The following is a 26,769-nucleotide window of genomic DNA, read 5'->3' on the forward strand; positions in this document are numbered from 1 at the left end:
ATGGAGCAAATGCAGGACATCCGCGACATCGCCGTCATCGGCACGGGTATCATGGGCGCGCCCATGGCGGTCCGTCTGGCTGAGGCCGGTTTTGCCGTCCGTGCCTGGAACCGCAGTGCTGAAAAAGCCGCTACCCTGGCGGAAAAAGGCGTGCGTCAGGCGGCGACAGCCATCGATGCGGCGGCGGAAGCGGATGTCGTCATCTGCATGCTGAGTTCGGGGCCTGTCTGCGACGAGGTTCTGCTCGGGGCCTCGGGTGTCGTTTCTGCCATGAAGCCCGGCGCGCTTCTGCTGGTCATGAGTTCCATTCCCGTCGATAGCGCGCGGGACCAGGCGCAGGCCGCCAAGGCTCACGGTGTGAGATATGTCGATGCGCCGGTCTCCGGCGGCGAGAAGGGCGCGATCGAGGGAACGCTCGCCATCATGGCCGGCGGCGAACAGCGGGATGTGGATGCGCTGCGGCCACTCCTGAATTGCCTCGGCCGCGTCACCCATGTCGGTCCGGTGGGTTGCGGTTCATTGGCCAAGCTTGCCAACCAGTTGATCGTCGCCTCGACAATCTGCGCTGTTGCCGAAGCTTTGACGCTGGTTGAAGCGGGGGGAGCCGACCCGGCACAGGTGCGGCAAGCTCTACTTGGCGGTTTTGCCGATTCCACCGTTTTCCGCCAACACGGAAAACGCATGGTGGAGGGCGATTTTCGCCCCGGCGGGCCGGCGAAATACCAGGTGAAGGATACGTCCACGGCGCTGGCTTTCGCCAAAAGCCGTGGCCTCAGTTTACCGGTCGGCGAGGAGGTTGACCGGCTGTTCCGTTCCATGGTCGAGCATGGCGCGGGCGAGCTTGATCACAGCGGTGTGATCCTTGAAATTAAACGCATGAATGCGTTCGGAGGAACGCTCGAAACTGTCCAGAGCATTTCCAGTAAAAGTGCGTAGCGGTTTTACGTCCGGATAATGCTTTAAAACAAAGAGATAGAGCACGTCCAAAGATTCCGTTTTAACCGGACGTGCTTCACAGACAACAAAGGGAGGAACACATGAAAATTTCAAAACTTTACGGGCTGGCTTTGGCCGCCACCATGCTGGTCGCATCGATCGCACAGGCGGAAACGCTGACGCTTTCGACGCCGGATCCGGACAATTCCGAAATTACGCTGGCCGCCAACAAGTTCGCGGAGCTGGTGTCGGCAAAAACGAATGGCGAAGTCACCGTCAAGGTCTTCCCGAACGGCTCGCTTTATGGCGGTGATCCGTCGGGCGCCGTCAAACAGCTGGCGGGCGGATCGCTCGACATGCTGCTTCTGGCGACATCGCTTTACGCGAATTTCGATCCGCGTTTTTCGGCGATCTCCATTCCCTATCTTTTTGACGATGAAGAACAGCTTCGCACCTATCTGGAAGGCGAGCAGGGCAAGGAGCTGATTGCCGGACTGGAAAAGATCGGCATCAAGGCAGTCGATCTGTGGCCGCGCCCGTTCCGCCAGATGACCAATTCCAAGCACCCCATCACCTCGCCGGATGATCTCAGCGGTTTGAAGTTCCGGGTGCCCAACAATCCGCTCTGGGTGGAGTTCTTCAAGAAGATGGGCGCCGCACCAACGCCGCTCGCCTTTGCCGAGGTCTATAATGCCCTGCAGCTGAAAGTCGTCGACGGCCAGGAAAACCCGATCAACGTGCCGCTATCTGCAAAATTCTACGAAGTGCAGAAATTCGTCTCGATCACCAACCACATGGGTGACGGCTGGGTTCTGGGCATCAGCCCGGCCAAGTTCAACGCGCTCAGCGATGCTCACAAGGCGGCTGTCGAGGAGGCGGCCAGGGAAGCGGAAGTGTGGAAGGTGCAAAACGACGCCTCAAGCGCGGAAACGACGATTGCCGAACTGCAGAAACATGGCATGGAGGTCAATCGCCTGACGCCCGAGCAGCAGAAGGCTTTCGTGGAGGTGTCAAAGGGCCTCTATCCCGTCTTCGCCGGTCTCGTGAAGGATCAGGCTTTCTTTGACAAGACCATTGCCGCCGTTGGCAAGAAATAAGGCAATCAGGTCTTCCGGGCCGGCGCGCAGCCGGTCCGGTCGGGAGGACAGGTTTATGGACGAAACGTCATCAATTTTCGGCAGGGTCATCAGATTGGCGACCGACGTGCTGGCCGGTCTGGCTGCTATCGGGGTTCTGGCCGTCGTGCTTTTGCAAGTATCGACCCGTATGTTGGGCACACCGGTCTCCTGGACCGAGGAAGCGACACGGTATCTTTTCATATGGATGGTTTTCCTGGGCGTGGCGGGCAGCTTCCGCACGGCTGACATGGCGCGGGTGACGGTGTTCATTGCCCTGATGCCGGCCTTTGTGCGGCGTCTTGCGCTGCCCATTTACGTTCTGTCGTCGGTCGTCTTCTTCGGCCTGATGATCTGGACGGGCTGGACGCTGGTGCGCCAGCAATATGTGATGAATGAAGCCGCCGCGACGCTTGCCACGCCGATGTGGATGATCGGCGTCATCGTTCCGCTGAGCGCGGCTCTCGGCATTGCCGCCATCGTGGAATCCCTGCGTCAACATCGCGACCGTATCGAACTGCCGGAAGGCCTGCAGCCTCTCGCGGATGCCGATCTGGTCGTTGGAAATATGGAGAAACGGCCATGAGCCTGACGCTGCTGGGACTTTTCCTTCTCATGAGCGCCTTTGGCGTTCCGCTTGCCGTCGCTCTCGGCCTTGCGAGCCTTGCCGCCATCGCGCTCTACACATCGATGCCGATGGACCTTCTGGCGCAGACCATGTTTTCGGGCATGAACTCCTTCCTTCTCGTCGCCGTGCCGCTTTTCATTCTCGTCGGTGTTCTGATGGAGCGGGGCAAGGTCGCCGAACGGCTGTTTGACTTTGCCGAGGCGATTGTCGGCTGGCTTCCCGGCGGTCTCGGCCACGTCAATGTTGCCTCGTCGGTGATTTTCGGCGGTGTCTCCGGCTCGTCCGTCGCCGATATCGCCTCTATCGGCGCCATCGAAATCAAGGCGATGGAACGCCACGGTTTTCCGAAAGGCTATGCCGTCGGCCTGACGCTCTGCACTTCCACGCTTTCGTCCATCATCCCGCCGTCGATCCTTATCGTCATCGCCGGTTCGGTGGCGAACGCCTCAATCGGAACCTTGCTCGTGGCCGGGCTGGTGCCGGGATTGTTCCTCGCATTCGTCTTTATGGTGTATAATCACATCTATGCGGTGCGAAACGGTTTTAATCCGCCCACGCCGTTCAATGTCCGGCGTGTGGTGACGACCGGCCTTGCGGCCATCCTGCCGATGCTGACGCCGGTGATCCTGCTGATCGGTATCGTCGACGGTTATTTCACGCCGACGGAAGCCGCCGGCATCGCCGTTGTCTATACGCTGTTTCTGGCCGTCATACTTTACCGGACGATCCCGTTTTCGGCGCTGCTCGGCATCTTCATGGAAACGGCGCGGACATCCGGCTCGATCCTGTTCATCGCCGCGACGGCGAAGCTGGCAGCCTGGGTTTTCACTTTTGATGGTCTGCCGGCGCAGGTCGCGGTCTTCCTTGGCCATATCAGCACCGGGCCGACCATGGCGATGGTTCTGATCTTCCTGTTCCTCATCGTCGTCGGCATGTTCATGGATGCGATTGCCGCCATGTTCATTCTGATCCCGGTGCTGATGCCGCCAGCCGTCCTGCTTGGGGTCGATCCGATCCACTTCCTGATCGTCATGGTCATCACCCTGACGCTCGGGCTTGTCACGCCTCCAGTCGGCGTATGCCTGTTTGCGGTGGCGCAGGTGGCGAAAATGTCGATCGAGGATGTGATCAAGGGCTCGCTAGCGCCCATGTCGATCCTTGTCGCCGCGATCCTGGCCCTGGTGCTGTTCCCGGCTCTGACGCTCGCGCCGATCAGGCTGATGGGTCTTTATTGACCCGAAAAATGGACCGCCTGAACTCTCAGACAACGCGACGGGTTTGCCACTCGTCGCGTTGTTTTCGCATCCACTCCAGAAACAGCATCACCTTTCTCTGCCGCAGATGGGAATGCGGGCAAACGATCCATTGGGTGACCAGCTTGATGCGCGGGGCGTCCGCTACGGCTGGAACCAGCATTTTGTCCTGCAGCTCCCGCTCCATCATCAGCGTGCTTTCCAGCGCCACGCCGATGCCGAGAACGGCGGCGTCGATGGCCATGTGGCTGCGGTCGAACAGGACACGCCGCCAGCGCTTTTCAGCCGTTACGCCAGCCAGAGGAAACCAGTGGTTCCATTGCGCCTGCGCTTTGACCGAATGGATCAGCCGCTCATTCTGCAGCTCTTCGGGCTGAAATTTTCCGGCCCCCTGATAGTTGGGTGAACAGACCGGCAGGAATTCCTCCTCCACCAGCCCTTCCACGAACAGCCCCGGCCAGCGGCCATCGCCATGGCGCAATTCAATATCGACAAGTTCCTGCGAAAAATCGGTCGGCTCGTTGGTGCCGTCGAGGCGCACTTCGAGTTCCGGATGTTCCTCCAGAAAAGAGCCGAGACGCGGCAAAAGCCATTTGTTGGAAATGGTCGGCGTCGCCCGGATCGTTAGCGTCGTGACCGAGCGGAAGCCGCGAATACTGTCGGTGGCGTCGGAGATCTGCTCGATCTGGGCGGTGATCATCGAGAAATAGCGCTCGCCGGCTTCCGTCAATGTCACCTTGCGGCCGGTTCGCGCCATCAGCGTCGTGCCAAGCTGGCCTTCCAGCAGCTGAATCTGCTGGGAAACGGCAGAAGGTGTGACGCTCAATTCTTCCGCCGCCCGCGAAATGCTGCCCGCCCTTGCTGCGGCGTGGAAAACAAGGATCGATTTTATCGGGATTTGCATGGGTAGGGCTTTGCTCAACGAATTACGGCGGTCACCTGAGTATCACAGGTGACCGCCGTGTTGAAAAGCGTTGAACGCGAAGCTCTTAGCGGTGGCTCGGCAGTTTTGGCAAAAGCACCGTCAACAGGCCGAGCAGCGGCATGTAGGAGCAGATGCGGTAGACGAATTCGATGCCTTCCTTATCCGCATAGACGCCAAGAACCGCAGCACCGATGCCGCCGAAACCGAAGGCGAAACCGAAGAACATGCCGGCGATGAGGCCCACACGACCCGGCACCAATTCCTGCGCGAACACGACGATGGCCGAGAAGGCGGAGGAGAAGACGAAGCCGATGACGACGACCAGAACCGCAGTCCAGAACAGGTTCGCATAGGGCAACATCAGCGCGAAGGGAATGACGCCGAGGATCGAGAACCAGATGACGACACGCGAGCCGAAACGGTCACCGATCGGGCCGCCGAAGAACACGCCCAAGGCCGAAGCGCCGAGGAAGAGAAACAGCAGAACCTGCGCATCCTGCACGCCAAGGCCGAACTTCTCGATGGTGTAGAAGGTGAAGTAGCTGGAAAGGCTGGCGAGATAGGCGTTCTTGGTGGCGGTCAGAACCACCAGCACGGCGAGCGTCATCATGACAGTGCCACGGGCAAGGGGAAGGGTGCGGCTGGCCGGCGCCTTGCCGACGGTTGCGCGGCGGTGGCGGGTGTACCAGACGCCGACCCAGGAAAGCACGCCAAAACCGACGAGCGCGATCAGCGAGAACCAGCTGAGGCTGGACTGGCCAAGCGGGATGACGATGAAGGCCGCGAGCAGCGGGCCGATGGCCGTGCCGGTATTGCCGCCCACCTGGAAGAAGGATTGTGCCAGACCGTGACGGCCGCCGGATGCCAGGCGCGCAACGCGGGAAGCTTCCGGATGGAAAATCGCCGAGCCGATGCCGATGAGGCAGGCGCCGATGATGAGAACTTCAAAACTATGGGCGAAGGCGAGCGTGATGAGGCCGGCGCAGGTGGACAGCATGGCGACGGGCAGGGAGAACGGCATGGGCCAGCGGTCCGTTACCATGCCGACGACCGGCTGCAACAGCGATGCGGTGACCTGAAAGGCGAAGGTAAGCAGGCCGATCTGCATGAAATCGAGCGCGTAATTGGCTTTCAGCAATGGATAAAGCGACGTCAGCAGCGATTGCATGATGTCGTTCAGCATGTGGCAGAAGCTGGCGGCTGCGATGATCGAAAAGGCCGTGCGTTGCGGGTTAAACCCGGCGCTGGTGACGGTGGCCATGATGAAGTCCTCTTGGGGTCCCGGCGGAAGACGGGAAACATGTCTTTATTTCTTCCCGCTTTTATTCATATTGTTTCTGGCCTGCATCTGTGTTCTGGACGATTTTCTTTGTGAGTGGGCCAAATGGCTAAAATCAAATCGCGGCAGCCTTCAGGACTGACGCATGACGAGCATGAGCGCAGCCTGAAATTGATCGACGGCACCAATGAGCCGGTGCTGGCGCTTCATCGTGTCTATCCGACCGGGCATAGGACGCCGCCGCACAGCCATAGTCGCGTCCAGATCTGGTGCGCCCGTCAGGGCGTGGTGCTGGTAAGCACAGCCGATGGGCGTTGGATGATACCGCCTGGTCACGGTCTCCTCATTCCCGCGGGGCTGCAACACGAAGCAGAGATCATATCCAATGTCGAGATGCATTCGATTTACGTTCATCCCGAACTATTCCAGGCGGAGTCTCCAAGGGTTGTGGAAATAACCGATCTGGCCTCCAGCCTTATTTCCGAATTGCTGGCCGAGGAACATCAGCCTTCAGCATTTCACCGGCAGGGGCTTGTGCGGGCTCTTTTGCTGGATGAGGTGAATCGACTGCCAGAACGTCCACTCGGATTGCCGTTTCCGGACAATCAACGTCTGGCGGCGCTCTGTCGTGATTTTCTCAGGAAGCCCGTGGCGCGGGTGGAGATCGACGAGTGGGCAGCGGCCATGGGTATCAGCCGCCGCTCTTTCACACGCCTTTTTCGCCGTGAACTCGGTGTCAGTTTTGTAACCTGGCGTCAGCAGGCCTGTATCTTCGCCTCGCTGCCGAGGCTGGCGGCGGGGGAAGCGGTGACGAATGTGGCGCTGGACGCCGGTTATGAAAACATCCCGGCCTTCACCACCATGTTCCGGCGCATGCTGGGCAGTTCACCAAGGGCCTATCGGCAGGCGGCGCGGCAGCGCAGCGCTGCTTTCTCCGACAGGGAGGACAGCGAAGACTAAGCCGCCGTCGCCCGCATGTCGCGGCGGAAATCGGATGGCGACATGCCTGATATCTGGCGGAACGCCTTGTTGAAGGCGCTGACGGAACCGAAGCCGCTTTCCATGGCAATCTGCAGGATATTGTCCTTGCCGGTCATCAGCATTGCCTGCGCGCGGGAAAGCCGCAGCAACGTCAGATATTTGATCAGCGTCATGCCGGTGGATTTGCGGAACAGGTTCATCGCATATTTCGGGTGCAGCGAAGCGGCGCGGGCAATTTCCGTCGCGTCAATATCGTCGAGAAAATTGGCGGCGATGAAGTCGCACATGCGCACCACGCCAATCGAGGGCGCTATTCCCTCGTCATCCTGCCTGCGTTTGCCATTGGCGGCGGATGATATGACGGAGTAGGGTTCAAGGAACATCCGCTCCACCCTGAGCAGCAATTCCTCCACTGCGTGCTGGGCTTTCGCCTCTTCACCCGAAGTCACATAACGAAACCAGCGGCCGAAATTCTCCGCATCGGCCCGGTCGGTCTCACCGCTCACCATCGTAGCACCCCCCATCAGCAGGCTGGAGACCGTGGCGGGCAGCCGCATGCGGAAGAAGTGCACGAGCGGCAGATGCGCGCCGGCGTAAAAGGAATCGTCGGAGGAATGGTCCATCTGGTGCGGCTGGCCACCCCAGAAAATACACATCTGCCCGGCATTCAGCGTCAGGTCGTGATCGCCCATGCGGTAATGCACCGATCCCGACATCACATAATTCACCTCCACCTGCGCGTGCCAGTGGGGGCGAAGCATGATGGGCGGATGGTTGTGGAAAAGCTGAAGCGTTGTCGGCATGCCTTCGATGCTACTTGCACCGGGCTGGTAAAAGGCTCTTTCGGCAATCTTACTTTCCGCCAAATCGATGTTCCCTTTTTACGAGACAGATTTCCTGCCGCCGCTAATGTGCCCATGTTCGCTGAAGAACGGCAATTGAAAAAGGGAGGTTTTCAATGTGCTTTAAATTTCTTGGCGCGTCTACGGCTCTGCTGCTGCTTGCAGCCCCGGCTTTCGCGCAAACCGAAACCGTCACCATCTGGAGCTGGAATGTCGCGGCTTCCGCGCTGAAATCCACGGTCGAGGGCTTCAACAAACAGAATCCTGACATCAAGATCGTCGTTGAAGACCTTGGAAACAATCAGGTTTTTGACAAAACTCTGGCTGCCTGCGCAGCCGGGGGCGATGGTCTTCCTGATATCGTCACCATTGAAAATTTCGAGGCGGAGCTGTTCTGGAGCCGTTTTCCCGATTGTTTCGCCAATCTGACAGAGCTTGGCTATACGCCTGAAAAACAGGCGCTTTTCCCTGACTTCAAGCGCACGGAGCTGGAAGTTGACGGTGTCGCCTATGCGGTTCCGTGGGATTCAGGCCCTGTGGCTGTGTTCTATCGCCGCGACTTCTATGAGAAGGCAGGCGTCGATCCGGCCACCATCAAAAGCTGGGATGATTTCATCGCCGCCGGCAAGAAGGTCATGGCCGCCAATCCCGGCACCGTCATGGCGCAGGCCGATTTCAACGGCGATAGCGAATGGTTCCGCATGATCGCCAATGAGCAGGGATGCGGTTACTTTTCGACCGATGGCCAGAATATCACCATCAACAAGCCTGCCTGTGTCGCGACCCTTGAAAAGGTCAAGGAAATGAAGGATGCGGGCATCATCACGGCGGCGATCTGGGATGAGAAAATCCAGGCGAACACGGCCGGCAAGGCCGCAAGCCAGATGTATGGCGCGTGGTATGAAGGCACGGTGCGTTCCGGCTCTCCTGATCTTTCCGGCAAATGGGGCGTCTATCTGATGCCCAGCCTGACGGCGGATGGTCCGCATGCGGCCAATCTCGGCGGTTCGTCGCTGGCGATCAGCTCGACATCGCAGCACAAGGAAGCCGCGTGGAAATATATCGATTACGCGCTCACCACCAATGAAGGCCAGGTGACGATGCTGAAATCCTTCGGCCTCGTTCCCTCGCTGCTGTCAGCCATCGACGATCCTTTCGTCAAGGAAAAGCAGGCCTATTGGGGCGGGCAGGCGGTGTGGACCGACATTCTCGCCACCCTGCCGAAGATCGTGCCGAGCCGCGGCACCGCGTTCCAGTCGGATGCCGATGCGATCTACAAGGCCACACAGACGAAATATTTCGCCGGCGGATATCCCGATGCGAAAGCGGCGCTGGACGATGCCGCCAAGCAGATCGAAACGGCGACGGGGCTGCCAGTCGCGCAGTAAGCCGGCGGTTTAGGAACCGAGCGGGTGCCACGAATTTCTTCTCCCCGAGGGGGAGAAGTCCGCGGCAGCGGGATGAGGGGGGCGACGGTAGCGATAGACCGAGAGCTAGCCCCCTCATCCGACCCTTCGGGCCACCTTCTCCCCCTCGGGGAGAAGAAATACGCCGCGCCGTTTTGCAATGGTCTCGCCCTCAAACGGGGGGCAAGCCTCCAAGCTTTTCCATTTATCCGGCCATCGTCCGGCATCTGGAGGTCGTCATGCCGTCTAGGAACAGGATCGCTTATGCGTTTCTCGCGCCCTATCTCCTGATTTTCGCCACCTTCTGGGTGTGGCCGATCATCAGCTCGTTCATGCTGTCATTCCAGAATACGCGGATCAATCCGTGGCGGTTTGCGCCTTCCATGAACTGGGGGCGGCTCGTTTCCGATCCGGCCTTTTATAATGCGCTTTATAATACGTTGATCATTCTGGTCATTCAGGTGCCCGTGATGATCGCGCTCGCCACCGTCATGGCGGTGCTGTTGAACTCGCCTCTCCTGAAGGCGCGGCCGCTTTATCGTTTTGCCTTTTTTGCGCCTGTCGTCGTTGGCGAGGTGGCCTATGCAGCTGTCTTCCGGCTGATGTTCAGCGCCGATTTCGGCATCATCAACAAGCTCATCACGTCAGTTGGCCTTTCGCCCCTCTCGTGGTTCGACAATGCCAATGCGGCCATGGCGCTGGTCATCATCGCGGTGACCTGGCGCTGGGCGGGGTATAATGCCATCATCATCCTCGCCGGCCTGCAATCGATCCCCGGCGATGTCTATGAGGCGGCCACGCTGGACAAGGTCAGCAAGCGTCAGCAGTTCTTTTATATCACCCTGCCATTGCTGAAACCCATCATCCTGTTCTGCGTGATTTTGTCTGTCATCGGCACCATGCAGCTGTTCGCCGAACCCTTCCTCATCACCAATAGGGGCGGGCCGGGCGGCGGCACGGAAACGCTGGGGCTATTCCTTTACCGCCAGGGCTTCACCTCGCTCAATTTCGGTTACGCCTCGGCCATCGCCTACACCATGGCGGCGCTCGCCATCGCCATTTCCCTCCTCAATCTCTGGGTCGGGAGGGAACCGAAATGAGATCGAAATCGAGATCGCTTTTCTGGCAGAAGATAGCCCTGCACGCGGCGCTGACACCACTTGCCATCATCTGGCTGTTTCCGCTGTGGATGATGTTCGTTTTCTCGACCATGCCGGATTACGGCATTTTCAGCCCTGATATCGTGCTCGTTCCGTCCAGCAATTTCATCGAGAACTTCGAGAACCTTCAGGCGGATACCAATTTCCTCAGGGCTATGTTCATCTCCATCACCGTCGCCGTCATCTACACCATCCTTTCGGTGTTCCTGACGTCGATGGCCGGCTGGGCGCTGGCGCGTTATCGTTTCGCCGGACGCGGGGTGGTGATCGCCATCATTCTCGGCACCATCACCCTGCCGTTCGCGGTTGTCGTCATCCCGCAATTCATCATGGTGGCGCGGGAGTTCAAGCTCGCCAACACATGGGTGGCGCTCATCGTGCCGCCGCTGTTCAACTCGCTCGGCGTGCTGTTCATGCGACAATCCTTCTCGATGATGCCGACCGAGCTTTTCGACGCGGCACGGGTGGAAGGCGTCAAGGAGTGGCAGATTTTCCTGCGCATCGCCCTGCCACTGACGCGGCCCACCATGGCGGCGCTGTCGATCATTCTCTTCCTGGCCTCGTGGAACAATTATCTCTGGCCGCTTCTCATCAATTCCCGCCCAGGAATGATGACCGCACCCGTGGCGCTTGGCACCCTCATCGGGCTGACCAAAGTGTCATGGGGCGGCATCATGGCCGGTGCGGTGCTGCTCACCGCACCCATCCTCGTGGTTTTCGTGGCTCTGCAACGTCACTTCATCGCCGGTATTTCCGCCGGCGCAGTCAAGTAAGGGGAGGCCGCATGGCGGAACTTTCGCTCAACAACGTGGTCAAGCGTTACGGCGCGCTGGAAGTCATCCATGGCGCAAATCTGGACGTAAAGGACGGAGAATTCGTCGTTTTCGTCGGCCCCTCCGGCTGCGGCAAATCCACGCTTCTCAGAATGATCGCCGGGCTGGAGGATATTTCCGGCGGCGATATCGTGATTGGCGGCAGAACCGTCAGCGATGCCGATCCGGCAGATCGTGGCATCGCCATGGTGTTCCAGTCCTATGCGCTTTATCCGCATATGACGGTGGCCGAAAACCTGTCCTTCGGCCTTCGAATGAACGGTAACCCCAAGGCCGATACGCAAAAACGTGTCAGCCGCGCCGCCGAAATCCTGCAGATCAACGAGCTGATGGAACGCCGGCCAAAACAGCTGTCCGGCGGCCAGCGACAGCGCGTCGCCATCGGACGTGCCATCGTGCGCGAACCGCAGGTCTTCCTGTTCGACGAGCCGCTGTCCAATCTCGATGCGGAACTGCGGGTGCAGATGCGCGTGGAAATCTCGCGGCTGCACAAGCAGCTCGGCACCACGATGATCTATGTGACGCATGACCAGACCGAGGCTATGACGCTGGCCGACAAGATCGTTGTGTTGCGGGCGGGCAATATCGAACAGGTCGGCGCGCCGCTCGATCTCTATGACGATCCCGCCAACCGTTTCGTTGCCGGTTTCGTCGGTTCGCCGAAGATGAATTTTCTCGAGGCGACCATCATCGGCACCGGCGCTGAAAGCGTAACACTCTCCCTCGACAGCGACCCAGCTGTGCGACTGACCTTGCCGATAAAGGAACGCATCGACGAGGGGGCCAAGGTTTCGCTTGGCATCCGGCCGGAGCATTTTGCCGATGCGGGCGGGGGCGATGCCGATCTCACCGTGCATGTCGATGTCGCCGAACATCTCGGCAATACCAGCTATGTCTATGCCCGAACCGAAGGCGGCGAGCAGCTGATCATCGAGCGGCCGGAATCGCGCGATGTCGGCAATCGTGACCGGCTGACGGTCGGCCTTTCCGCCCGCCGGGCTTTCCTTTTCGACAGCAAGGGCGACCGCCTGCGCTGAACCCTTTCCCAAGCACCCAAGACTGATATGAAGGACGAGGATTTCATGACGACCGAACAACCGATCCGCTGGGGCATCATCGGCCCGGGAACCATCGCCAGGACTTTTGCAGATGGCATCGCCCATTCCCGCACCGGCAGGTTAGAGGCCATCGCCACCCGCAATCCGGATAAGCCCGGCCTTGCCGAGGCCTTTGCCGGCGCGCGCATCATCCATGGTTACGATGCGCTGCTTGCCGATCCCGATATCGATGCCGTCTATATAGCCACACCCCATACCGGCCATGCCGAATGGGCGATCAAGGCGATCCGGGCGGGCAAGAACGTGCTGGTCGAAAAACCCATCGCGCTTTCCGCCTATGATGCCGATGCCATCTTCCACGAGGCGAAAAAAGCCGGTGTCTTCGCCGGCGAGGCCTATATGTATCGCCTTCACCCGCAGACGGCGAAATTGCTGGAACTGGTGAAAGCCCGCGCGGTTGGCGATATCCGCATCATCCGTTCCAGCTTCGGTTTCAACATGGGGTCTTTCCGGGCCGATCACCGGCTTTTCGCCAATGAAATGGCGGGCGGTGGCATTCTCGATGTCGGCGGCTATCCGGTCTCCATGGTGCGGATGATCGCAGGCGCGGTGGAGGGAAAACCCTTTGCCGAACCGGAAAAGGTGGCGGGTGCCGCCCATCTTGGCCAGTCTGGTGTCGATGAATGGGCCTCCGCCGTGCTGAAATTTTCAAACGGCATCGTCGCCGAAGTCTCGTGCTCGATCATGGCGGCGCAGGACAATGTGCTGCGCATCATCGGTTCGGAAGGCCGCATCGAGGTCAAGGATTTCTGGTATGCCGCCGGCCACAAGGGCGGCACCGGCCGGATCGATATCATCAGGGGCGACAAGGTCGAAACCATCGAGCTGCCGGAGGATCGCTGGCTTTATTCCTTCGAGGTCGATGCGGCTGGCGAGGCAATTCGGCAGGGCAGACATGAGTTCGATGCACCCGGCATGGCCTGGGCCGATAGCCTCGGCAATCTGCGTGTCATGGACCAGTGGCGGGCGTCCGTCGGGCTGGAATACAGCATCGAAAAGGCGACATCGCGCATCGGAAATATCGCTGGCGGCAAGGTCGTTGCCGGAAATTCGGTTCCCAAGCGGCAGATACCGGGCCTTGCCAAGCCGGCCTCCGTGGTCGCGCTGGGTTTCGAATTCTTCCCCAATTTTGCCTCCGCATCCCTGACGCTCGATGCCTATTACGAGGCGGGCGGCAATCTGTTCGATACGGCCTATGTCTATGGCGCGGGGAAGACCGAAGCGATTTTCGGCGACTGGCACACCAGCCGCAACGTGCCGCGCGAAGAGATCGTGCTGATTGGCAAGGGCGCGCATTCGCCGCTCTGCTATCCTGACATGATTGCCAAGCAGCTCGATCAGTCGCTGCAACGGCTCAAAACGGATTATGTCGATGCCTATTTCATGCATCGCGATAATCTGGACGTGCCGGTCGGTGAATTCGTCGATGCCATGGATGCCGAAGTCCGGCGCGGCCGCATTCGCGGCATTTTCGGCGGCTCGAACTGGACGCGCGAGCGCATGGATGAGGCCGCGGCTTATGCGCAGAAAAACGGCAAACAGGCCCCGGGCGCGCTTTCCAACAATTTCTCGCTTGCTGAAATGCTCGATCCCATCTGGGCCGGCTGCGTGGCGGCATCGGACGATGAGTGGAAGGAATGGCTGCAATCGCGCCAGATCCCCAATTTCGCCTGGTCCAGCCAGGGGCGCGGTTTCTTCACCGACCGGGCAGGGCGCGACAAGCATGATGATGAGGAAATCGTCCGCGTCTGGTATTCCGACCGCAATTTCGTCCGCCGCGACCGGGCGATCGAGCTTGCGCAAAAACTCGGCCGCCACCCGATCCACATCGCGCTCGCTTATGTCATCGCCCAGCCTTTCCCAGTCATCCCGCTGATCGGGCCGCGAACGATTGCGGAGCTTGAGGACAGTCTTTCGGCGCTGGATATTGCGCTGACGGATGAGCAGGTGAAGTGGCTGGAGGCGTGAAAGACCACGAGGCGTCGCGGCATATTTCTTCTCCCCGCCGGGGAGAAGATGCCCGAAGGGCAGATGAGGGGGCAACGTTGCCGAATATCTCTGCCGTAGCCCCCTCATCCGGCGCTACGCGCCACCTTCTCCCCGGCGGGGAGAAGAAACAAATGGCATGCGCTCGCTCCAACTGACGACCGTTGGGGTGGAGATGTCATCTTCCACCTTCTTTCCTCTTCCGGTGACTGCTAAAGCGTAGGTTCACAAACCTGCCGCGAAACACCGTAGCCAGACAATCACCGGGGTTCCCATGAGCGATATCGACCGAAGCCGTGCGCAGCAGCTGATGCGGGAGGCGGATATTGATGCGCTGGTGCTGTTCCAGCCCGAAGCCTTCCGTTATGCCGTCGGGGCTCCTGCCGGCGTGGCGACCATGTGGGGCAGGGCTGGTTCGGCGATTGCGCTTGTTCCGACAGACGCCGGGGCGGGGCTCGCCGCCGTTGTCAGCGATCATGCCGCGCCGCTCGTCCGACGCGCCGTGCCTGATGTCGATCTGCGCTGCCATCGCATCTGGATCGATTTGGTTGATCTTTCCGGTGCCGAAACCGTCCCGCAGGTAGATGACGCCTATCGCCGCAACAATTCCGGTGGGCCACGGCCGGAGACATTCGATCGTGCCGCCTGTTTCGGCCTGCTCTCCGATCTGCTGCGGGAGCGCGGGCTGTCTGCGGCGCGTCTTGGTGTGGACCTTGAGTTCATGCCTGCCGCCGATTTTTTGGCCCTGCGTCAGGCGCTGCCCCACGTGAACTGGATTGATGGTTCGACGGTGCTGAAACGTTTGAGGGCGGTTAAATCCGAACGCGAGATCAAACTTCTCCGGCAGGCGGCCGCTGCCGCTGAGGCAGGGTTGGTCGAAATGGCGACCGCCGTCAGGCCGGGAGCAGCCCTTGGTCAACTCTCCGCCGCCTGGAAATCCGGCGCACAGGCGCAAGCTGCGAAATCCGGTTTTTCGCTGAGCGGGCATTGGGACTATATTTCCGTCGGCCCGGCCCTGTCGGATATAACGGCAGCGGTCACGCCGGGCGCGCTGATCAAGGCCGATGTCGGCACGCTGGTCGATGGGTATTCATCGGATGGCGCGCGGACTTTTTCGTGGGGGCCGGTCTCGACCTTGGCGGCCGATATTTTCAAGGCGCTGGAAGCGGCTTTCGCCTGCGGGCTGGAAGCTGTTCGCCCCGGCAATACATTCGGCGCGGTGCACGCGGCCATGCTAGCCTCGATGCGAGGGCAAGGTTTCGGTGAATATTATCGCGGTCATTTCGGCCATTCCGTCGGCGGCGGGGTGGGTATCGAGGAATGGCCGTTCTTTTCCCATGACAATGCGGAAATCATTCTTCCCGGCATGGTGGTCGCGCTCGAAGCGCCATTTTACGGGGAAGGGCTGGGCGCGCTGATGATCGAGGATCAGTTTCTCGTCACGGCATCCGGTGCGGAGTGCATGAACAACCTGCCACGCACTCTCTGGGATTTATCCGTAAACTAAGCTCCGGTTTAGAGAAAATCGTCGCGGCGCGGGGTGAAGCAGTCGATCAGCTCGCCCTCTTCCAGACACAGGCAGCCGTGCTCGACATGGCCAGGAATGATCAGGCTGTCGCCCTTTTGCAGATCATAGGCTTCGCCATCGCGGTAAAAGCGGAAGCTGCCGCTGGAGACGTAGGTAGACTGCACATGCGGATGGCTGTGCAGCTTGCCTTCCGCGCCGGTCTTGAACCGGAAGGACACGACCATCAGCTCTGGCGCTTCGGAAAGCACGGTACGTTCCACGCCGTCATCGGGTGAAACGGTGGGGAATTTGGGAAGCTGCTGCATGTCGTTCTCCTCAGTCGTGTAATCTCATTGATGTGGGAAGTTCTCAGCGTGGTGCACGCAACATGGCGCGGTAACGCGTCTGGCTGCTTTTCAGGTGGCTGCGCATGGCGCTTCGCGCCGCATCCTCGTTGCCGTCCTGTATGGCGATCAGGATCGCCTCGTGCTCGCCGACGAGACGGCTGAGATCGGTGGGGGAAAGTACGGTTTCGGCACCGTTTTCGGCCACCGCGCGGCGCGGAATAACGGTTGGGCCAAGCACCTGCAGAAATTCGCTGAAGCGGGGATTGTTTGTCGCTTCGGCGACCGCGATGTGAAAAGCGAAATCGGCCTCGGCCGTCGGCATGCCCCTGGCGGCGCTGGCGCGGAAGGCATCGAAGGCCTCGATGATCTTTTCTTCCTGTGCCGGCGAACGGCGAATGGCGGCAAGGCCCGCGGCATCGCCTTCCACGGCGGTGCGCAGTTCCAGCATCTCGATCAGCGAGGAAACACGCGCAAGATCGACATTGTGGAACGGCCGCCGCTCGACAGGGGCGGGCTCCAGCACGAAGACGCCGGCGCCCTGACGCGGCTCGACCAGACCATCGGAGCGCAGCGAGGCAACCGCCTCGCGCACCACCGTGCGGCTCACGCCGAATTCCTGCGTCATCTGCGCTTCGGAGGGCAGGCGGTCGCCGGTTTTGTAGCGGCCCTTGGCGATCTGGCTGCGGAGTTCCTCCGAAACCTTCACCACAAGCGTCTTGGCTTGCGGAGCTGCCGGTTCGGAGGTGGTCGCTTTTGTCATCTGTGTCGCCGTTCTAAAATGGGTGCGGGGGTTGCGTCCGGATGTCCTCGATACGTCATTCGCGGCCCGGCTTGCAATCCCGCTGATCACTCAGCTCTGTTTGAAGATCGGGTTGTCGACAAAGGTGCCGCCCTGGAACCGCACCAACGCATCATTCGGGTCCGGCGGCGGTGTCGTCTCGGTTATATGCTGCCGGAAAGCCTCGGCATTGTCCTTCGGCTTCCAGCCCAGGAAGCCGAGATGCGAATTGTCCCACCAGCTGGCCTCATTGGCAGATGCGCCCCAGACCACTGGGCAGTCGAGTACCGGTGCCCGAAATACTGCCTCGATCAGCGACACGAAATCATCGTGCGAAAACCATGTCGAAAGCATGCGGTAATTGACAGGTTCCGGCGTGCAGGAGCCGATGCGCACCAGCGCCGTCTCCTGCCCGAATTTATCGAAATACATGCGGGCGAGGTTTTCGCCGAAACATTTGGAGACGCCGTAAAGACCGTCCGGCCGCGCCGGAACATCCGGACCGAGCCGTTCGGTCTGCGGATAATAACCGATCGTGTGGTTGGAGCTGGCAAAGACGATGCGTGGCTGGCCATGGGCGCGGGCGGCCTCATAGAGATTATAAAGCCCGATGATATTGCCCTGAAGGATCTGCTCGAAGGGCTTCTCCACCGAGATGCCGCCGAGATGAACAATACCGTCGCAGCCGGCGACCATGGCATTCACGGCATCCGCATCGGCAAGGTCGCATTGCACGCATTCCTCGTTCGGCCCTGCCGGATCGAGCGGGGAGAGATCGGCAAGGCGCAGTATCTGCGCCATCGGTGCGAGACGCTCGCGCATGACGCGGCCAAGCTGGCCCGCCGCACCGGTAACAAGAAGCCGTTTCATCACCATTCTTCCAAGCCTTTTCTGCGTCTTTGCTGTGGTCCAGAGTGCCGTCACCTCTTGACCTTGTCATACAGATCGTACAAAAAGCGGATAACATATATTATGTGCCATACGCAACAATCATGAAGGATGAGTTTGATGCTGACCGTCGAAACCAGACAGGCCGTGAACCCGGAATATGCAAAAACGCTGGATACCGAAGGGCTCCGTCGGCATTTCCTCGCCAACGACATGTTCCGTTCCGGTGAAATCAGGCTGATCTATACCCATTACGACCGTTTCGTCATGGGCGGCGCGGTGCCCAATGGCGCGCCGCTGACGCTGGACAAGGTGGAAGAAACCAAGACGCCGTCCTTCCTCGACCGGCGCGAAATGGGCATCGTCAATATTGGTGAGACCGGCACCGTCAGCGCTGGCGGGGAGACCTACACGCTCAATCGCGGCGATGTGCTTTATCTCGGTGCGGGCAGCGGGGCTGTCACCTTTGATGGGGAAAGCCGATTCTACATCACCTCCTGCCCGGCGCATCGCAGCCTGCCAGCCAAGCTCGTCACGCTCGCCAACAGCAAGGAAGTCAAGCTCGGCGCGACGGAAACCTCCAACAAGCGCACCATCAACCAGTTCATCCATCCGCTGGTCATGGAAAGCTGCCAGCTGGTGCTGGGTTATACGATGCTGGAGGACGGCTCGGTCTGGAACACCATTCCCTCCCACATTCATGATCGCCGCATGGAGGCCTATCTCTACTTCGGCATGGATGAAAAGTCGCGCGTGCTGCATCTGATGGGCGAGCCGCAGGAAACCCGCCATCTGTTCATTTCCAATGAAGAGGGTGCGATTTCGCCGCCCTGGTCGATCCATTCCGGCGCCGGCATCGGCTCTTACACCTTCATCTGGGCCATGGCCGGCGACAATGTCGATTATACCGACATGGACTTCATCCAGCCGGGGAATCTGAAATGAAAAATCCCTTTTCGCTTGAAGGGCGCAAGGCGCTCGTGACGGGCGCCAATACCGGGCTTGGCCAGGCGATTGCGGTGGGTCTCGCCGCTGCCGGTGCGGAGGTGGTCTGCGCCGCCCGCCGTGCGCCGGATGAAACGCTTGATATCATCGCAAAGGAGGGTGGCAAGGCGAGTGCGCTGCTCATCGATTTTGCCGATCCGCTGGCGGCGAAGGATAGCTTTACCGACGCCGGTTTCGATATTCTCGTCAACAATGCCGGCATTATCCGCCGCGCCGATTCAGTCGAGTTTTCCGAACTCGACTGGGACGAGGTGATGGACGTCAATCTGAAGGCGCTGTTTTTCACCACGCAGGCTTTCGCGAAAGAGCTTTTGGCAAAAGGCCGCTCCGGCAAGGTGGTCAATATCGCCTCGCTCCTGTCGTTTCAGGGCGGCATTCGCGTGCCGTCCTATACGGCGGCGAAACATGGCGTTGCCGGTCTCACCAAGCTTCTGGCTAATGAGTGGGCGGCAAAGGGCATCAATGTGAACGCCATTGCGCCCGGCTACATCGAAACCAACAATACCGAAGCGCTGCGTGCGGACGCCGCCCGCAACAAGGCTATCCTCGAGCGTATTCCGGCCGGCCGCTGGGGGCACTCGGAAGATATCGCCGGCGCGGCAGTATTTCTGGCGTCACCGGCGGCGGACTACGTGCATGGCGCCATTCTCAACGTCGATGGCGGATGGCTGGCGCGCTGATCTGCGTCAGTTTTTGAAATTCATCATATAACTTGTATGATGAATTGTTGACAAATATACGGCAAGCGGTTTAGGTGGCTTTCAGTCAGTGAACTTGCAGAGGAATTTCGATGATGAACCCTGAACAAATCAAGACGGCGCTCGGCTCCGGTCTTTTGTCCTTCCCGGTCACCCATTTTGATGCCGAGGGTCGTTTTGCGGCCGATAGCTACAGGGAGCATGTCGAATGGCTCGCCGGTTATAAAGCGCCGGTGCTGTTTGCCGCCGGCGGCACGGGCGAGTTCTTCTCGCTGAAGCCGGATGAAATCCCCACCATCGTTGCCGCCGCCAAGGACGTGGCCGGCGAAACCGCCATCGTTTCCGGCTGCGGTTACGGCACCGAGATCGCCGTCGATATCGCCCGCTCCGTGGAAAAGGTCGGTGCTGACGGTATCCTGCTTCTGCCGCATTACCTCATCGATGCGCCGCAGGAAGGTCTTTACGCTCATATCAAGAAGGTGTGTCAGTCGGTCGGCATCGGCGTCATGGTTTATAACCGCGACAATTCCGTGCTTCAGGCGGATACGCTGGCGCGTCTTTGCGACGAATGCCCGAACCTTGTCGGCTTCAAGGACGGCACCGGCGATATCGGCCTCGTGCGCCAGATCACCGCCAAGATGGGCGACCGCCTGATGTATCTCGGTGGCATGCCGACGGCGGAACTGTTTGCCGAAGCCTATCTCGGTGCCGGTTTCACCACCTATTCCTCGGCCGTCTTCAACTTCGTGCCGGGTCTTGCGAATGAGTTCTACGCGGCGCTGCGTGCCGGCGAGCGCGCCACCTGCGAACGCATTCTCGTTGATTTCTTCTATCCGTTCATGGCGATCCGCAACCGTGCCAAGGGTTACGCTGTCTCCGCCATCAAGGCCGGTGTGCGCCTGCAGGGCTTTAACGCCGGGCCGGTGCGTGCGCCGCTGAAGGACCTGACCAATGAGGAAATCGGCATGCTCGAAGCCCTGATCGGCACGCACAAGCGTAAAGCCTGATCACGGCATAACGGGAGGGAGCCATGAAAATCACAGCGGTGCGCACGCATCTGCTCGAACACCGGCTGGACACGCCGTTTGAAAGCGCATCCATGCGCTTCGATCGCCGCGCCCATGTTCTGGTGGAGATCGAATGCGATGACGGAACGGTCGGCTGGGGCGAATGTCTCGGCCCGGCAAGACCGAACGCCGCCGTGGTTCAGGCTTACGCGGGCTGGCTGATCGGCCAGGACCCGCGTCAGACCGAAAAGATCTGGGCCGTGCTTTATAATGCCCTGCGCGATCAGGGCCAGCGCGGCCTCAGCCTCACGGCCTTGTCCGGCATCGATATCGCACTCTGGGATATCAAGGGGAAGCATTACGGCGCTTCCATCTCGATGCTGCTTGGCGGGCGCTGGCGCGAAAGCGTGCGCGCTTATGCCACCGGCAGCTTCAAGCGTGACAAGGTGGACCGTGTCTCCGACAATGCCTCCGAGATGGCCGAGCGCCGGGCGGAGGGTTTTCACGCCTGCAAGATCAAGATCGGTTTCGGTATCGAAGAAGACCTCAGGGTCATCGCCGCGGTGCGCGAGGCGATCGGGCCGGATATGCGGCTGATGATCGATGCCAATCACGGTTATACCGTCACCGAAGCCATCATGCTCGGCAACCGCGCTGCCGACTATGGCATCGACTGGTTCGAAGAGCCTGTTGTTCCCGAACAGCTTGATGCCTATGCCCGCGTGCGGGCCGGCCAGCCGATCCCGGTTGCGGGCGGTGAGACATGGCATGGGCGCTACGGCATGTGGCAGGCGCTTTCCGTCGGTGCCGTGGATATTATCCAGCCCGATCTCTGCGGCTGTGGCGGTTTTTCCGAAACGCAGAAGATCGCGACGCTCGCCACGCTGCACGGCGTGCGCATCGTGCCGCATGTCTGGGGCACCGGCGTACAGATTGCCGCCGCGTTGCAATTCATGGCGGCGATGACGCCTGACCCGGTGCGCGTGAACCCAATTGAGCCGATCATGGAATTTGACCGTACGCATAATCCGTTCCGCCAGGCCGTGCTGCGTGAGCCTCTCGAAGCGGTGAACGGCATTGTCACCATTCCCGATGGTCCCGGCCTCGGCATCGAGATCAACCGCGATGCATTGACTGAATTCAGGATGCCAGACCCATGAGCGAACTCGTCAGAAAACTGAGCGGCACAACGCCGAACCCCGCCTTTCCGAGAGGCGCGGTCGATACGCAGATGCACATGTATCTGCCCGGCTATCCTGCCTTGCCGGGTGGTCCTGGCCTGCCGCCGGGCGCTCTGCCGGGGCCGGAGGATTATCGTCGCCTCATGCAATGGCTCGGCATAGACCGGGTCATCATCACGCAGGGCAACGCCCATCAGCGCGATAATGGCAACACACTGGCTTGCGTTGCCGAAATGGGCGAGGCGGCCCGCGCCGTGGTCATCATCGATGCGACCACGACCGAAAAGGACATGGAAAAGCTCACCGCCGCCGGTACGGTCGGCGCACGTATCATGGATTTGCCGGGCGGCGCGGTGAACCTGTCCGAGCTGGACGCGGTGGACGAGCGGGCATATGCGGCCGACTGGATGGTGGCAGTGCAGTTCGATGGCAATGGTCTTCTCGATCATCTGCCGCGCCTTCAGAAAATCCGCTCTCGCTGGGTGTTCGATCATCACGGCAAGTTCTTCAAGGGCATCAAGACCGATGGCCCGGAAATGGCGGCGCTTCTGAAGCTCATCGACCGCGGCAATCTCTGGTTCAAATTCGCCGGCGTTTATGAAAGCTCCCGCGAAAGCTGGCCCTATGCGGATGTCGCCGCCTTTTCGCGGGTGATCGCCGCCCATGCGCCGGAGCGCATCGTCTGGGGCACCAACTGGCCGCATAATTCGGTGCGCGAGACGGCGGCCTATCCCGACGATGCCCGTCTTGCGGAACTGACGTTCGGCTGGCTGCCGGATGAGGCGGCGCGTCATCGGGCGCTGGTCGAAAACCCGGAAGCGCTGTTCAAGCTGTCGCCGGTCAAGGCGACCTAGTTTTACAAGGGATGGTTGGGAATGGGAGGCCCCATCATCCTTTTCAAGTGAAAGGACTTTGCATGCCGGCCCGGATGGGCGTCAAAAAATCGGTCCGATAGCCTTGGAGGGGCTGGGCCGTTTCAACAATGGAGGAGGAAAGCATGAAAAAGATTGCAAGCATGATGTGCGTCGCGATGGGGATCGCGCTGTCAGGTGTTTCCGCCAGCGCACAGGAAATCACCCTGCGCTCCGCCGATATCCACCCGGATGGTTATCCGACCGTCGAGGCCGTGAAATATATGGGCGAGTTGCTGGCTGAGCGCAGCAAGGGTCGCATCAAGATCCAGGTGATGAACAATTCCGTTCTCGGCGGCGAGAAGGACACCATCGAGCAGACCCGCTTCGGCGTCATCGACATGAACCGCGTCAACGCTGCGCCCTTCAACAATCTGGTGAAGGAAACCACCGTTCTCGGCCTGCCTTTCCTGTTCCGTTCGACGGAGCACATGCATAACACCGTTGATGGCCCGATCGGTGATGAAGTTCTTGCGGCCTTCGAACCGCACGGCCTCATCGGTCTTGCCTTTTACGATTCCGGTGCACGTTCCTTCTACACCACCAAAAAGCCGATTGAAAAACTGGCGGACCTGAAGGGTCTCAAAATCCGCGTGCAGCAGTCGGATCTGTGGATTTCGATGATGCAGGCCTTTGGCGCCAACCCGACGCCGATGCCGATGGGTGAGGTCTACTCCTCGCTGGAAACCGGGGTCGTTGACGGTGCGGAAAACAACTGGCCGTCCTACGAATCCGCCCGTCATTACGAGGTCGCGAAGAACTACTCGCTGACGGAACATTCCCTCAACCCGGAAATCCTCGTCATTTCCAAGATCTCCTATGACAAGCTCTCGCCGGAAGACCAGAAGCTGCTGCGTCAGGCGGCCAAGGATTCGGTCGGCAAGATGCGCGAACTCTGGAGTGCCCGCGAAAAAGCGTCGGAAGAAAAAGTCCGCGCCGGTGGCGCCAACGTCATCAAGGTCGACAAGGAGGAATTCGCTGCGGCGATGGGTCCGGTCTACGACAAGTTCGTCACCGATCCGAAGATGAAAGACCTTCTGGAGCGGGTGAAAGCGGTCAAGTAACGCGCGGAAAACCGGCCTTGGAAACAGGGCCGGTTTTCTTTTGTCGCCGTTGACGCGGGAGGAACAGACAATGCGAAATTTCATGCGGGCAATTCGCCCTTTTCTCGGCGCGCTCAGCCACGCGTCGCTTTATATTGCCGGTATCGGCATGATCGCCATGACGCTCATCGTCGGCTGGCAGGTCTTTGCCCGTTATATCCTCAATGATTCACCCAGCTGGTCGGAGCCGCTGTCGCTGCATCTCATGTCCTGGTTCATCATGCTGGGGGCAGCCGTTGGCGTGCGCGAAAGCGTGCATCTCGGACTCGATATTCTGCGCTATATGATGCCGCCGCGCGTGCAGAAGGGCATGGACCTGACGAGCCTTGCGCTGATCTTCTTCTTCGGTGCGGGCATGGCCTGGTATGGCACCTCGCTTTCCATGGGCACCTGGACGGCGACCATTCCGGTTCTTGGCTGGCCGGGCGGAACTGATTTCTTTCCGCTGATCGGTGGTGGTTTCCTCATCGCGCTGTTTGCAGCGGAACGTTTTGCCGATCTTGCCATCGGCGAGGACACCGCAGCTGACGTCGTCGTGCAGGAGGCCGCATAATGGCTTACACCATTCTCTTCGGTGTCTTCACCCTGCTGATGCTGATCGGCACACCGATCGCCTTTTGCCTCGGCATTGCCTCCTTCGCCACGGTTCTTTATCTCGGCCTGCCGCCCATCGTGGTGTTCCAGCAGATGAATTCCGGCATGAGTGTGTTTGCGATGATGGCGATCCCGTTCTTCATTTTCGCAGGCGACCTGATGGTGCGTGGCGGCATCGCCCATCGCCTCATCCGGTTTGCCGCCGGTCTCGTCGGGCACCTGCGTGGCGGTCTTGGCCAGGTCAATATCGTCGCTTCGACGCTGTTCGGCGGCATTTCCGGTTCGGCCGTCGCCGATGCTTCGGCAGTCGGCGGTTTGATGATCCCACAAATGGCCAAGCGCGGTTATGACAGGGACTATGCCGTCAATGTCACCGTCAATGCCGCCATCATCGCGCTGATGATCCCGCCCTCGCATAACATGATCCTCTATTCGATCGCGGCGGGTGGCAATGTCTCGGTTGCCGATCTCTTTACCGCCGGCATCATCCCCGGCTTTCTGCTTGCTGCGGCGCTGATGGTGACGGCCTATATCGTCGCCCGGCGTAAAGGCTATCCGTCCGAGCCGTTCCCGGGCTTCTCCAAGCTGATGTATTATCTGCTGGCCTCGTTTCCCGGCATCCTGCTGATCGGCATCATCTTCGGTGGCGTGCGTTCGGGCATCTTCACCGCGACGGAGAGTTCCTGCATCGCCGTGCTTTATGCTTTCCTCGTCGCCATGCTGGTCTATCGCGAGCTGAACTGGGACGGTTTCGTGGAAGCGGTTATGGGTGCGGTTCGCACCACGGCCATGGTTCTGCTGGTCATCGGCACGGCGGCATCCTTCGGCTGGCTGATGGCATTCCTGCAGGTGCAGACATTGATGATTGCGGCCATCAGCGCGATTTCGGACAATCCGATCATCGTGCTGCTCGTCATCAACGTCATCCTGCTGCTGCTCGGCACTTTCATGGATATGGCGCCGATGGTCATCATCTCCACGCCGGTGCTTCTGCCTGTCGTGAAGGCCTTCGGCATCGACCCCGTGCATTTCGGCGTGGTGATGATCCTGAACGCCGGTATCGGCCTCAACACGCCGCCCGTGGGAACGGTGCTCTTCGTCGGCTGCGCGGTGGGCGGCATCACGATACGGGAAGCGATGCGGACGATCTGGCCGTTCTTCGGCGCCAGTATCGCCGTGCTGCTGGCTGTTACTTATATTCCGTCGCTGTCCCTGTGGTTGCCGTCACTGTTCCGGTAATTCCAGAGCTTGCAAACGAGAGGGCCCCGCTATGCCGGGGCCTTTTCCATTTCAGCGGCAAGCAGCCTTTGCTGTTCGTGTTCGTCAAAGGCCATGAGATTGCCGTGCCGGCTGCGGCGTATCCGGTTCATATGGTCGCGCGGACTTAAGCCCAATGTACGCTTGAACATCCGTGAAAAATAATAGGGGTCGCCGTAACCCACTTCTGCGGCCGCTGCCGAAACCGAAAGCCCCGCCTCGAGAAAATGCATGGCGCGTTCCATGCGCTTGAATTCCTGATATTTGCGCGGCGTCCGACCGACCCGCTTCTGGAATTCTCGCAGGAAATAATCGCGATTGTAGGGTGCCGCATCGGTCGCCCGGCCGGCAATATCAGGGTCGAGCGGATTGGCCGAAATCATCGTGATCGCCTTCATCACCGCAAGATCGAGGCCTTCCGTGCCCTCCGGCTGAAAACTCGGGCGGTCGACCCATCCGAGAAAGGCATCGTCAATAAAAGCAATCAGCAGCACCATGAAAAGATGGTGCTGGCCGAGTGTCACGGAGGAGGGCGGGGCACTCTGCCGGTAGTGGCGAACCAGTGGCTCCAGCAAAGGCCAGCGGCTCAGCCTCACCTTTGGTTTCAGGTCCATCTGCGCGATCAGGTTGTGTCGGCCGTAAATATCGAGGTTGAAGTGCTGCGCCACGCCGCGATAGGTCACGGCCTGTTCGTTCCAGCCGACGAAGAGCTGCCCCCTGAAAATCAGCATGGCGTCACCCGGCTCCAGCACCCGCGCTTCACCATCCACGAGATAATGCCCGCGCCCTTCCAGGCAGATGATGAGATCGTCCACCGGGTTGGATTTGTCGATCTGCCAAGTGCGCGAATGCTCCATCTTGATCGTCGCGCGCGTGAGATTGAGGTTGAGCGCCGCGGGCGGAACGGATGACAGAATGCCACCTTCGATTTCGTCCATCTTTTTCCTCATCTTTGTTAATTCACCTTGGCGCGGAAATTTGGTTTTGTCACCGTATAAATCGCATTTATGCGCCGTATCAATGAGGGAGGA

The 26,769-nt window shown here is 59.9% G+C and carries 26 protein-coding genes; 19 read left to right on the forward strand and 7 right to left on the reverse strand.

Annotated features, from left to right (window positions below; genetic code table 11):
* Positions 1-9 precede the first annotated feature (9 nt).
* The 4 genes from NYR50_RS22925 (at position 10) to NYR50_RS22940 (ending at position 3,914) form a co-directional block, all read left to right on the forward strand.
* A complete protein-coding gene (locus NYR50_RS22925) occupies positions 10-936 on the forward strand; it encodes an NAD(P)-dependent oxidoreductase (RefSeq protein ID WP_418138146.1) in 927 nt (308 codons plus the stop codon).
* Between the two features lie 101 nt (positions 937-1,037).
* On the forward strand, positions 1,038-2,033 hold the full coding sequence (locus NYR50_RS22930) for a DctP family TRAP transporter solute-binding subunit (RefSeq protein WP_418138147.1): 996 nt from the start codon (positions 1,038-1,040) through the stop codon (positions 2,031-2,033).
* A 55-nt stretch (positions 2,034-2,088) separates the two neighbouring features.
* Positions 2,089-2,637 carry a TRAP transporter small permease gene (locus NYR50_RS22935; protein WP_174009723.1) on the forward strand — a complete coding sequence of 183 codons (549 nt, stop codon included), beginning with the start codon at positions 2,089-2,091 and terminating at the stop codon, positions 2,635-2,637.
* Positions 2,634-3,914 (forward strand): TRAP transporter large permease, encoded by a 1,281-nt coding sequence (locus NYR50_RS22940; protein ID WP_174009722.1) that lies wholly within the window; start codon positions 2,634-2,636, stop codon positions 3,912-3,914. The genes NYR50_RS22935 and NYR50_RS22940 overlap by 4 nt, the downstream gene beginning before the upstream one ends.
* A 25-nt stretch (positions 3,915-3,939) precedes the next feature.
* On the opposite strand, the gene NYR50_RS22945 is transcribed toward NYR50_RS22940, so the two are convergent.
* Together NYR50_RS22945 and NYR50_RS22950 are read right to left on the reverse strand one after the other, a co-directional pair.
* On the reverse strand, positions 3,940-4,836 hold the full coding sequence (locus NYR50_RS22945; protein ID WP_306019268.1) for a LysR substrate-binding domain-containing protein: 897 nt from the start codon (positions 4,834-4,836) through the stop codon (positions 3,940-3,942).
* Positions 4,837-4,921: 85 nt separating this feature from the next.
* The gene (locus tag NYR50_RS22950; RefSeq protein WP_418138148.1) at positions 4,922-6,118 is read right to left on the reverse strand and encodes an MFS transporter; all 1,197 of its coding nucleotides are present in this window, start codon (positions 6,116-6,118) and stop codon (positions 4,922-4,924) included.
* Between the two features lie 123 nt (positions 6,119-6,241).
* Here NYR50_RS22950 and NYR50_RS22955 point away from each other — a divergent pair, with 123 nt between their 5' ends.
* Complete coding sequence (locus tag NYR50_RS22955) at positions 6,242-7,096, forward strand: AraC family transcriptional regulator (RefSeq protein ID WP_418138150.1); 855 nt, start codon at positions 6,242-6,244, stop codon at positions 7,094-7,096.
* On the opposite strand, the gene NYR50_RS22960 is transcribed toward NYR50_RS22955, so the two are convergent.
* On the reverse strand, positions 7,093-7,983 hold the full coding sequence (locus NYR50_RS22960; protein WP_418138151.1) for a helix-turn-helix domain-containing protein: 891 nt from the start codon (positions 7,981-7,983) through the stop codon (positions 7,093-7,095). The genes NYR50_RS22955 and NYR50_RS22960 overlap by 4 nt on opposite strands.
* 92 nt (positions 7,984-8,075) lie before the next feature.
* Between NYR50_RS22960 and NYR50_RS22965 the strand changes: the two genes are divergently transcribed.
* From NYR50_RS22965 to NYR50_RS22990, 6 genes are all read left to right on the forward strand, one after another.
* Positions 8,076-9,347, forward strand: coding sequence for an ABC transporter substrate-binding protein (locus tag NYR50_RS22965; protein ID WP_418138152.1), 1,272 nt, complete (start codon positions 8,076-8,078; stop codon positions 9,345-9,347).
* Between the two features lie 257 nt (positions 9,348-9,604).
* Positions 9,605-10,465 carry a carbohydrate ABC transporter permease gene (locus NYR50_RS22970; protein ID WP_418138153.1) on the forward strand — a complete coding sequence of 287 codons (861 nt, stop codon included), beginning with the start codon at positions 9,605-9,607 and terminating at the stop codon, positions 10,463-10,465.
* A complete protein-coding gene (locus NYR50_RS22975) occupies positions 10,462-11,298 on the forward strand; it encodes a carbohydrate ABC transporter permease (RefSeq protein WP_418138154.1) in 837 nt (278 codons plus the stop codon). Before NYR50_RS22970 ends, NYR50_RS22975 begins: the two co-directional genes overlap by 4 nt.
* Before the next feature lie 11 nt (positions 11,299-11,309).
* On the forward strand, positions 11,310-12,395 hold the full coding sequence (locus NYR50_RS22980; RefSeq protein ID WP_418138155.1) for an ABC transporter ATP-binding protein: 1,086 nt from the start codon (positions 11,310-11,312) through the stop codon (positions 12,393-12,395).
* Between the two features lie 45 nt (positions 12,396-12,440).
* A complete protein-coding gene (locus NYR50_RS22985) occupies positions 12,441-14,444 on the forward strand; it encodes an aldo/keto reductase (protein WP_418138156.1) in 2,004 nt (667 codons plus the stop codon).
* A gap of 292 nt (positions 14,445-14,736) precedes the next feature.
* Complete coding sequence (locus NYR50_RS22990; protein WP_418138157.1) at positions 14,737-15,969, forward strand: M24 family metallopeptidase; 1,233 nt, start codon at positions 14,737-14,739, stop codon at positions 15,967-15,969.
* Between the two features lie 8 nt (positions 15,970-15,977).
* Here the strand turns inward: NYR50_RS22990 and NYR50_RS22995 are convergent, their stop codons facing one another.
* The 3 genes from NYR50_RS22995 to NYR50_RS23005 form a co-directional block, all read right to left on the reverse strand.
* Positions 15,978-16,295 (reverse strand): cupin domain-containing protein, encoded by a 318-nt coding sequence (locus NYR50_RS22995; protein ID WP_174009711.1) that lies wholly within the window; start codon positions 16,293-16,295, stop codon positions 15,978-15,980.
* A 43-nt stretch (positions 16,296-16,338) separates the two neighbouring features.
* Positions 16,339-17,076 (reverse strand): FadR/GntR family transcriptional regulator, encoded by a 738-nt coding sequence (locus NYR50_RS23000; protein ID WP_418138158.1) that lies wholly within the window; start codon positions 17,074-17,076, stop codon positions 16,339-16,341.
* 90 nt (positions 17,077-17,166) lie between these two features.
* On the reverse strand, positions 17,167-17,964 hold the full coding sequence (locus tag NYR50_RS23005) for an NAD-dependent epimerase/dehydratase family protein (protein ID WP_418138159.1): 798 nt from the start codon (positions 17,962-17,964) through the stop codon (positions 17,167-17,169).
* A 138-nt stretch (positions 17,965-18,102) separates the two neighbouring features.
* Here NYR50_RS23005 and kduI point away from each other — a divergent pair, with 138 nt between their 5' ends.
* The 8 genes from kduI (at position 18,103) to NYR50_RS23045 (ending at position 25,720) form a co-directional block, all read left to right on the forward strand.
* On the forward strand, positions 18,103-18,927 hold the full coding sequence (gene kduI, locus NYR50_RS23010; protein ID WP_418138160.1) for a 5-dehydro-4-deoxy-D-glucuronate isomerase: 825 nt from the start codon (positions 18,103-18,105) through the stop codon (positions 18,925-18,927).
* Positions 18,924-19,667 (forward strand): 2-dehydro-3-deoxy-D-gluconate 5-dehydrogenase KduD, encoded by a 744-nt coding sequence (gene kduD, locus NYR50_RS23015; RefSeq protein ID WP_418138161.1) that lies wholly within the window; start codon positions 18,924-18,926, stop codon positions 19,665-19,667. Before kduI ends, kduD begins: the two co-directional genes overlap by 4 nt.
* A 113-nt stretch (positions 19,668-19,780) precedes the next feature.
* A complete protein-coding gene (gene kdgD, locus NYR50_RS23020) occupies positions 19,781-20,692 on the forward strand; it encodes a 5-dehydro-4-deoxyglucarate dehydratase (RefSeq protein WP_418138291.1) in 912 nt (303 codons plus the stop codon).
* A 23-nt stretch (positions 20,693-20,715) separates the two neighbouring features.
* The gene (locus NYR50_RS23025) at positions 20,716-21,852 is read left to right on the forward strand and encodes a D-galactarolactone cycloisomerase (protein ID WP_418138162.1); all 1,137 of its coding nucleotides are present in this window, start codon (positions 20,716-20,718) and stop codon (positions 21,850-21,852) included.
* Positions 21,849-22,727 carry a D-galactarolactone isomerase gene (locus NYR50_RS23030; RefSeq protein ID WP_418138163.1) on the forward strand — a complete coding sequence of 293 codons (879 nt, stop codon included), beginning with the start codon at positions 21,849-21,851 and terminating at the stop codon, positions 22,725-22,727. Before NYR50_RS23025 ends, NYR50_RS23030 begins: the two co-directional genes overlap by 4 nt.
* Positions 22,728-22,870: 143 nt before the next feature.
* Positions 22,871-23,848 carry a TRAP transporter substrate-binding protein gene (locus NYR50_RS23035; protein WP_111806740.1) on the forward strand — a complete coding sequence of 326 codons (978 nt, stop codon included), beginning with the start codon at positions 22,871-22,873 and terminating at the stop codon, positions 23,846-23,848.
* 70 nt (positions 23,849-23,918) lie between these two features.
* The gene (locus NYR50_RS23040) at positions 23,919-24,440 is read left to right on the forward strand and encodes a TRAP transporter small permease (RefSeq protein ID WP_258114339.1); all 522 of its coding nucleotides are present in this window, start codon (positions 23,919-23,921) and stop codon (positions 24,438-24,440) included.
* Positions 24,440-25,720 (forward strand): TRAP transporter large permease, encoded by a 1,281-nt coding sequence (locus NYR50_RS23045; RefSeq protein ID WP_174009704.1) that lies wholly within the window; start codon positions 24,440-24,442, stop codon positions 25,718-25,720. Before NYR50_RS23040 ends, NYR50_RS23045 begins: the two co-directional genes overlap by 1 nt.
* A 29-nt stretch (positions 25,721-25,749) precedes the next feature.
* Here the strand turns inward: NYR50_RS23045 and NYR50_RS23050 are convergent, their stop codons facing one another.
* On the reverse strand, positions 25,750-26,676 hold the full coding sequence (locus NYR50_RS23050) for a helix-turn-helix domain-containing protein (RefSeq protein WP_418138164.1): 927 nt from the start codon (positions 26,674-26,676) through the stop codon (positions 25,750-25,752).
* Between the last annotated feature and the right edge of the window lie 93 nt (positions 26,677-26,769).

The sequence above is a fragment of the Agrobacterium sp. El2ro-1b genome (assembly GCF_048298475.1).
In the GTDB taxonomy this organism is placed as follows: Bacteria; Pseudomonadota; Alphaproteobacteria; order Rhizobiales; family Rhizobiaceae; genus Agrobacterium; species Agrobacterium fabrum.